Here is a 7,375-nt window from a genome sequence, read left to right as displayed (position 1 = left end):
GCTGACATTAGCGGGGCCAGACCGAATCAGCGGTCGCGCCCCAGTTGCGGACCGCCGGTGAGGAGTTCGTCGAGCGACTCCGTCACGTACCCCGACATCGCGGGCAGGTCGCCGACCACCACGCGATCACCGATGAACGCGAACTGCACCTGGTTGGCGTACTCGTTGACGCTGATCCCCAATGCCCGCTGCGTCGCGAGCGTCGGGATCGTGAAGATGCCGGTGATCGGAATTCCGCCGACGAACTTGCGGCCGATCCGCTTGGAACTCACGGAGATCGGCACGTTGTAGGACCGCTGGAAGATGCCCGCGAAGGCTCGCGTCGACAGGTCGGCGAACGGTACCAGGCCGAACTCCGGCAGCAACGGTCGAAAACCCTGCGACATGCGCCGGGTGGACTGCGAGTATCGGTCAGCCAGCCCGGCCACCTGCATCAGCCGCACCGCGGGCGCGTCCTCGCCGATCGGCAGGTCGGTGACGAACTCGGTACCGCCGATCACGATCCACGCTCCGGACGGCTCTCCTTCCACCGTCTCCGGGTCGCGTGCAGCCAACGGGAGGGTGGCGCGCATCGTCGCGCCGTGCCCGACCGAGTCCTTCACCGACAGCAGCCAACGCCGCAGCACTCCGGTGATGATGGCGAGCACGACATCGTTGAACGAGCATTCGAACCGCGCTGCGACCGCCTCCAGGTCGCGTCGCGAGAGCGACGAGAACGCGAACAGGCGCGAGGATGTCGTCACCGCGTTCAGCGGACTGTCGGGCGCGGCGTTGACCATTTGACTCACCGCACCGGTCACCGCTCGCGCCGAACGGTCGGCCACCGACCACAGGTCGGCGACCGGGCCGTTGCCGCGCAGCAGCGAATCGAAGACCTCGCCCGGACGAGCCATGGCCTCGGCCAGTGCACCCGCCGTCAGCGATTTGGCGCCGGGCGGCCTACCCGGCATCCACAGGTCTTCCTTGAGCGGGGCGACGTACGCGTCGTCATCGCACAGGATCTCGCTCAGCTCGAGATGCTCCGGATCGCCGAGGAGGCACCGATGGGTCTTGGTGAGGATCGCCGAGCGACCCCCGTAGAGGCCCTCGATCAGGTACATCTCCCACAGCGGGCGAGTCCGATCGAGCGGCCGCGACATGACACGCGCGATCAGTTCCTGCAACTGCGGAACGGCGCCGGGCTGCGGCAGCGCCGACAATCGGACGTGGAAATTGATGTCGAAGTCGCGGTCGTCGACCCACACCGGTCGAGCCAGGCCCAGCGTCACCTCGGCGACCCGCTGTCGGTACCGCGGCACCAATTGCAGCCGGTTCTCGACGAGCGAGACCAACTCGCTGTAGTCGAGCTTGCCGGTGGACTCGCCCTTGAGCTTGTTCGGATCGACGATCAGCAGCGCACCCAGATGCGCCGAGGTCCCCGCCCCGTCCAGGAAGTAGAACATCGCCTCGTCGGGCGACAGCCGATTCATCATGATGCGCTCGAGTTTAGGCCGAGACTGCGACGGCATGCGCATTGCGTGACTTCGTGCCGTCACACAATCGACAGTTCGACGATCACCCAGCGGTCCTCGGCCTGTGTCCGGGCCCTCGCCGAGCGTTCCCGACCGGACAGAGGCCGGCCGGGATGGACGTGCGCGGGAACCGATGCGAGTTCGATGCGCCCGGCGACCGCACGCACCCGCTCCCCACGGACGAAGGTGCCGAAGTAGTCGGCGCACCGCGGCCCGTGGATCTGCAGGTGCACTCGCACCAGACGCGCGGTGTCGGCGACCGCGGGTGAGGCGTTTCCCGACGACGGTCGCCGCAAGACCGTCAGCAGTTGCTCGGCGACATCACCCGTGACGCATCTGAGCAGATGCGCGACGGGCCGGCGGCCGTCGAGGACTTCGAAGACCTGCTGCAACGCCCGCACAGTGGCCGCGCGCGCCCTCCCCGCGGCCTCGACCTCGTCGCCGAGGTCATTCTGGCCGATCCCACTCCGGTCGACCCCGTTCCGGTCGACGCTGTTCCGCTCAACACCGCTCTCGTCGAGCCGCTCCCCCGCCAGTGTGTTCACCGTCATATAGATCGGACGCAGCCGAACTCATGTCGGTTCCACGACACTCCGAACCGTTGCCATCCCGTGACCGGGAAGCCGGCTCCGACAGCGATCGCTACCGGAACCGACCGCTTGTCAGCGCTTCTTCTTGGACTTGCCCGACGGCTTGTTCTTGCCGCCGGACCGCGCAGCGGCACGGCGTTCGCGACGACTGCCGAGAACCTCGGACGGCGTCCCCGACGCATGCTCCTCGACCTCGGAGATCACCGAGGCGTCGCCGGACTCGTCCGGGCCGCTGTAGGTGACGGCCGACTCGTCGACCGCCGCACCGCCGCCGAATGCCGCACCCGCCAGCATGTCGCTGACCGAGGTGCCGAGGGTCGGCGCGGGGGCCTGCGTCTCCACCTGGGCGTTGAAGATGTAGGTGACGGCCTCTTCCTTCATCGCGTCGAGCATGCCGGTGAACATGTCGAAGCCCTCGCGCTGGTACTCGACCACCGGGTCGCGCTGGGCCACCGACCGGAGGTGGATGCCCTCGCGCAGGTAGTCCATCTCGTAGAGGTGGTCGCGCCACTTGCGGTCCATGACCGTCAGCAGAATGGAGCGCTCCAGCTGTCGCATCGCGCCTTCGCCCGCCATCGCGGTCATCTCCGCCTCGCGGCGGTCGTAGGCGTCCAACGCGTCCTTGACCAGGATCTCGCGGAGTTCGTCGCTGGAGATGTCGTCGCGCTCGCCGAACTCGTTCTCGCCGACGACCTGCTTCGCGTCGAGCGAGATCGGGTACAGCTTGCCCAGGGCCTCCCACAGCGTGTCGAGGTCCCAGTCCTCGGCGTAGCCGAGCGAGGTGGCGCTGTCGCTGTACGCGCCGACGACCGAGCTGACCATGTCGCGGACCTGGTCCTGATGGTCCTCGCCCTCCAGGATCTCGCGGCGCTCGCCGTAGATCACCTTGCGCTGCTCGTTCATCACTTCGTCGTACTTCAGAACGTTCTTGCGGATCTCGAAGTTCTGCTCTTCCACCTGCGTCTGCGCGCTGCGGATGGCACGGGTCACCATCTTCGCGTCGATCGGGACGTCGTCCGGCAGGTTGAGGCGCATCATGATCGTCTCGAGCGCCGCACCGTTGAAGCGGCGCATCAGTTCGTCGCCGAGCGACAGGTAGAAGCGCGACTCACCGGGGTCGCCCTGGCGTCCGGAACGGCCGCGCAGCTGGTTGTCGATGCGTCGCGATTCGTGACGCTCCGTGCCGAGCACGTACAGACCGCCCGCCTCGCGGACGTCGTCGGCCTCCTTCGCGGCATCGGCGCGGGCCACTTCGATGGCCTCGTCCCAGCCGGCTTCGTACTCGTCCGGGGTGTTGACCGGGTCGAGTCCGGACTTACGCAGGCGAGTGTCGGCGATGATGTCCGGGTTGCCGCCGAGCACGACGTCGGTGCCTCGACCGGCCATGTTGGTCGCGACCGTCACGGCGCCGAGCGTTCCCGCCTCGGCGACGATCTGCGCCTCCTGCTCGTGGAACTTGGCGTTCAGGACCGAGTGCTTCACGTCGCGCTCGCTAAGCAGGCGCGACAGGTACTCGGACCGCTCGACGCTGGTGGTACCGATCAGCACCGGCTGACCCTTGTCGTGCCGCTCGACGATGTCGTCGACGACGGCGTTGAACTTGGCCTCTTCGGTCTTGTAGATGAGGTCGGTCTTGTCGGCGCGGAGCAGCGGCTTGTTGGTCGGAATCGGCACCACGCCCAGCTTGTAGGTCTGCTGGAACTCCGCGGCCTCGGTCTCGGCGGTACCGGTCATGCCGGAGAGCTTCTCGTACAGGCGGAAGTAGTTCTGGAGGGTGATCGTGGCGAGCGTCTGGTTCTCAGCCTTGATCTCCACTCCCTCCTTCGCCTCGATGGCCTGGTGCAGGCCCTCGTTGAAGCGGCGTCCGTCGAGCACACGACCGGTGAACTCGTCGACGATCATGACCTCGCCCTTGCGGACGATGTAGTCCTTGTCCTTGTGGAAGAGTTCCTTGACCTTAATCGCATTGTTCAAGTACCCGACGAGCTGGGAGTTCTCCGGCTCGTACAGGTTGTCGATGCCCAGGCGGTCTTCGACGAACGCGACACCGGCCTCGTGGACGCCGATCGTCTTCTTCTTGATGTCGACTTCGTAGTGGACGTCCTTCTCCAGCAACGGCGCGATGCGCGCGAACTCGGAGTACCACTTGCTCGACGAGTCGGCGGGACCGGAGATGATCAGCGGAGTACGGGCTTCGTCGATCAGAATCGAGTCGACCTCGTCGACGATGGCGTACGAGTGGGTGCGCTGCACCAGATCTTCGATGGTGTGCGCCATGTTGTCGCGCAGGTAATCGAAGCCGAACTCGTTGTTCGTGCCGTACGTGATGTCGGCCGCATAGGCCTCACGGCGCTGATCCGGTGACATGCCGGTGAGGATCACAGCGGTCTCGAGGCCGAGGAAGCGGTGGATGCGACCCATCCACTCCGCGTCGCGCTTGGCCAGGTAGTCGTTCACCGTGATGACGTGGACGCCGTCGCCGCTCAATGCGTTCAGGTACGCGGGCAGCACGCAGGTGAGCGTCTTGCCCTCACCGGTCTTCATCTCGGCGATGTTGCCGAAGTGGAGCGCCGCGCCACCCATGATCTGGACGTGGAAGTGCTTCTGGTCCAGCACCCGCACCGACGCCTCACGAGCCACCGCGAACGCTTCCAGCAGCAGGTCGTCGAGCGTCTCCCCGCCCTCGAGCCGCTCCCGGAACTCGACTGTCTTGGCGCGCAGCTCGTCGTCGGTGAGCGCCTCCATCTCGTCGGAGAGCGCCTCGACGCTCGTCGCGATCGCGTCCAGTCGCTTGACCATGCGACCTTCGCCCAGTCTGAGCAGCTTGTTGAGCACCGGCAATCCTCTGAGTTACGTGTTCCATTCACCCGCCGTGTCGCATCGTTCACGATGCGACAGACAGAACTCGGTCCATGGTACGGGTCGACGCGACCGGATGCGCCAGGCAGGGACGATCGACCGACACGTGTCCCAGAAGTCGCGGGCCGTTCCGACAGCCGTACCTCGACCATCTCGGGCCGGAATCAGTGCTGCACAGCGACGTGGCCGCCGCCCCGGTCGGGGCGACGGCCACGTCTGGCTGATTCGGCTCAGGCGAGTCGGATGAGTCCGTAGTCGAACGCGTGACGACGGTAGACCACCGACGCCTTGTCGGTCTCGCAGTCATGGAACAGGTAGAAGTCGTGTCCGACGAGTTCCATCTCGTACAGCGCTTCGTCCACCGACATCGGTGACGACGGGTGATCCTTGGTGCGGACCACCTGGCCGGGCTGGTAGTCCTCCACGTCGCTCTCGAAGGGATCGGCCGGCGTATCCGGAGCCGACGGAGTCAAGTGCGGCGCATCCGCCGACGCCTCGGCGAGGGAGGTCGGACGGTGCATGCCGTCCTTGCGGATCCGCTTACGGCTCTTGGCCCTGCGGAGTCGCTTGTGCAGTTTCTCGAATGCCAGCTCGCTCGCAGCGTAGAAGTTCTCGCCTGCGGCCTGAGCTCGAACCACGGTGCCTTTACCGCGGCCCGTGATCTCGACGATCTCGGCGCTCTTCGCCTGCCGTGGATTCGGCTCGTGGTACAGGATCACCTCGAAACGGAAGATCGTGTTGTCGAAGTGCTCGAACCGGGCGAGCTTGCTGCTCATGTAGACGCGGAAGTGATCTGGAATCTCCACGTTGCGTCCGCTCATGACGAGGTCCGCCTGGAGTTCGCCTGCCGACGACGTGTCTACCGACGCCGGCACTTCGAAGGCGGTTTTGAGGTCTAGACGTTCCACGGGCGCAGCTTTCGATTCACGCTGCCCCTTGCGATGAACGACCGTCATATCGACATCCTCCTCAGGTTGCTCTCAGATCGGTCATGCGGTCCGATCGAGATACCAATTCGCTTGTCGCACAACCGCGGTCAGATTCCTGCGGCGGTACGAGAACAGTGACCCGCTCCTGACGAGCAGAGTTCTCCGGAGGCGCAGACTAAGCATCGGCGCTGCGGAAAAGGCACTCTCACCTCCCTGGCACTCGATGTTCGTCACTGCCACTTCCGAAGGTATCCGCAATCGCGGCTTCCGGCCACGTTTTGCCGATTCATGCATTCGCTAAGACGACGACCGCGGCCACCGAAGCCCCGTTTCGAGTGAGCTCCGCCGCGGCATGGGCCGCCGTGGCACCGGTGGTGAGAACGTCGTCGACCAGGACCACCGGCACGCCCGGCCGCCGCCGGTCCCCGATCACCGCCGTCGGCAGCGGGCGCCGCAGTCGCTCAGCCCCCGCCAGGTTTGCGCTGCGCGCGCCCGCGCCCAGCCCAGCGGAGTCACGCGTCAGCGCGCCGGTCGCCAGGACGGGTGCCACCCGAATCCCCGCTCCGAGGATCGCGGCCGCCTCTTCGGCGACCGCCGTGACGGTGTCACCGCCCCGACTCCGCGCGGCCAGGATCCGCGTCGGGGCGGGCACCAGGACGAGACGACGAGACTGAGGCAGTTCACCCCAGCGCCCCAACGCCACCAGACCGCGGGCCAGCGCGCCGCCGAGAACCGGTGCCAGGTCGCGGCGCCGATGCTCCTTCAAGTTCACCACCGCGGACGCCATCGGGCCGCCGTACCGTGCCATCGACCAGACCGGGATTCCCGGATCGATTCGGGGAAACACCTGCCGGGGAACGTCGATCAGTCGCGCGGCGCAGCACTCGCACCACGGCGTTCCGGGTCGGCCGCAGCCGCCGCACTCCTCGGGCACGACGAGATCGGCCAGCGCCGCCAGAATGGCGCGAACACCCCCGTGCTCCCCCGTCATGCCTGCCGATCGTAGTCGGCCGACTGATCGGCGGCGGGCCTAACGGCCCGGCACCACCGCCACCGTGCCGATTCCCGCGTCCGGGCCGAGCGCCGTCCAATACTGGTCCGGCCGGGTGGTCCCGGTACCGATCTGCTGCACCCCACGATTGTCGGTGGCATACACCTGCGTCCCGGACGCCGCCAGTTCCACCACCGGCGGCTTGAGGTTGCCGCTGACGATCTCGACGGGCTGTGTTCCGGCGATCGACGTCCGCCACACCGGCACGTCGTCACCTGCTCGAGCGATGAACAGTGTCTTCGCGGTCGACCAAGCGACATCGACGACCTCACCGGCGAGGTCCGGTGCGAGCGGATAGACGCCGGTCAGCGACGGCACCCCGCGGTCGTTCACCGAGAGCGCGGCCATCAGCACGCGTCCACCGACCACCAGGGCCACCCGCACCCCGTCCGGCGACACCTGCAGGTCGGTGATCGGTCCGGGCGCGGCCGCCGT

At 66.7% G+C, this 7,375-nt stretch carries 6 protein-coding genes; all 6 read right to left on the bottom strand.

Annotated elements, in window-relative coordinates; genetic code table 11:
- Positions 1–26 precede the first annotated feature (26 nt).
- A complete protein-coding gene (locus tag GX543_RS04860; protein WP_290850209.1) occupies positions 27–1,472 on the bottom strand; it encodes a wax ester/triacylglycerol synthase domain-containing protein in 1,446 nt (481 codons plus the stop codon).
- A 59-nt stretch (positions 1,473–1,531) separates the two neighbouring features.
- Positions 1,532–2,062, bottom strand: a complete 531-nt coding sequence (locus GX543_RS04855) for an Rv3235 family protein (RefSeq protein WP_290850208.1) — start codon at positions 2,060–2,062, stop codon at positions 1,532–1,534.
- 111 nt (positions 2,063–2,173) lie between these two features.
- Complete coding sequence (gene secA / locus GX543_RS04850) at positions 2,174–4,936, bottom strand: preprotein translocase subunit SecA (protein ID WP_290850206.1); 2,763 nt, start codon at positions 4,934–4,936, stop codon at positions 2,174–2,176.
- 254 nt (positions 4,937–5,190) lie between these two features.
- The gene (raiA, locus tag GX543_RS04845) at positions 5,191–5,916 is read right to left on the bottom strand and encodes a ribosome-associated translation inhibitor RaiA (protein ID WP_290850204.1); all 726 of its coding nucleotides are present in this window, start codon (positions 5,914–5,916) and stop codon (positions 5,191–5,193) included.
- A gap of 259 nt (positions 5,917–6,175) precedes the next feature.
- Entirely contained in the window at positions 6,176–6,880 is a 705-nt protein-coding gene (locus GX543_RS04840) for a ComF family protein (RefSeq protein ID WP_290850202.1), read from the bottom strand.
- A 39-nt stretch (positions 6,881–6,919) separates the two neighbouring features.
- Positions 6,920–7,375: LpqB family beta-propeller domain-containing protein (locus tag GX543_RS04835; RefSeq protein ID WP_290850201.1), on the bottom strand; the 456-nt coding region annotated here is incomplete at its 5' end.

It is taken from the genome of Gordonia sp. (in: high G+C Gram-positive bacteria) (assembly GCF_012515855.1).
In the GTDB taxonomy this organism is placed as follows: Bacteria; Actinomycetota; Actinomycetes; order Mycobacteriales; family Mycobacteriaceae; genus Gordonia.
Note: the sequence above shows the minus strand (reverse complement) of the source record. Positions and strands in the feature narration are given on the sequence as shown.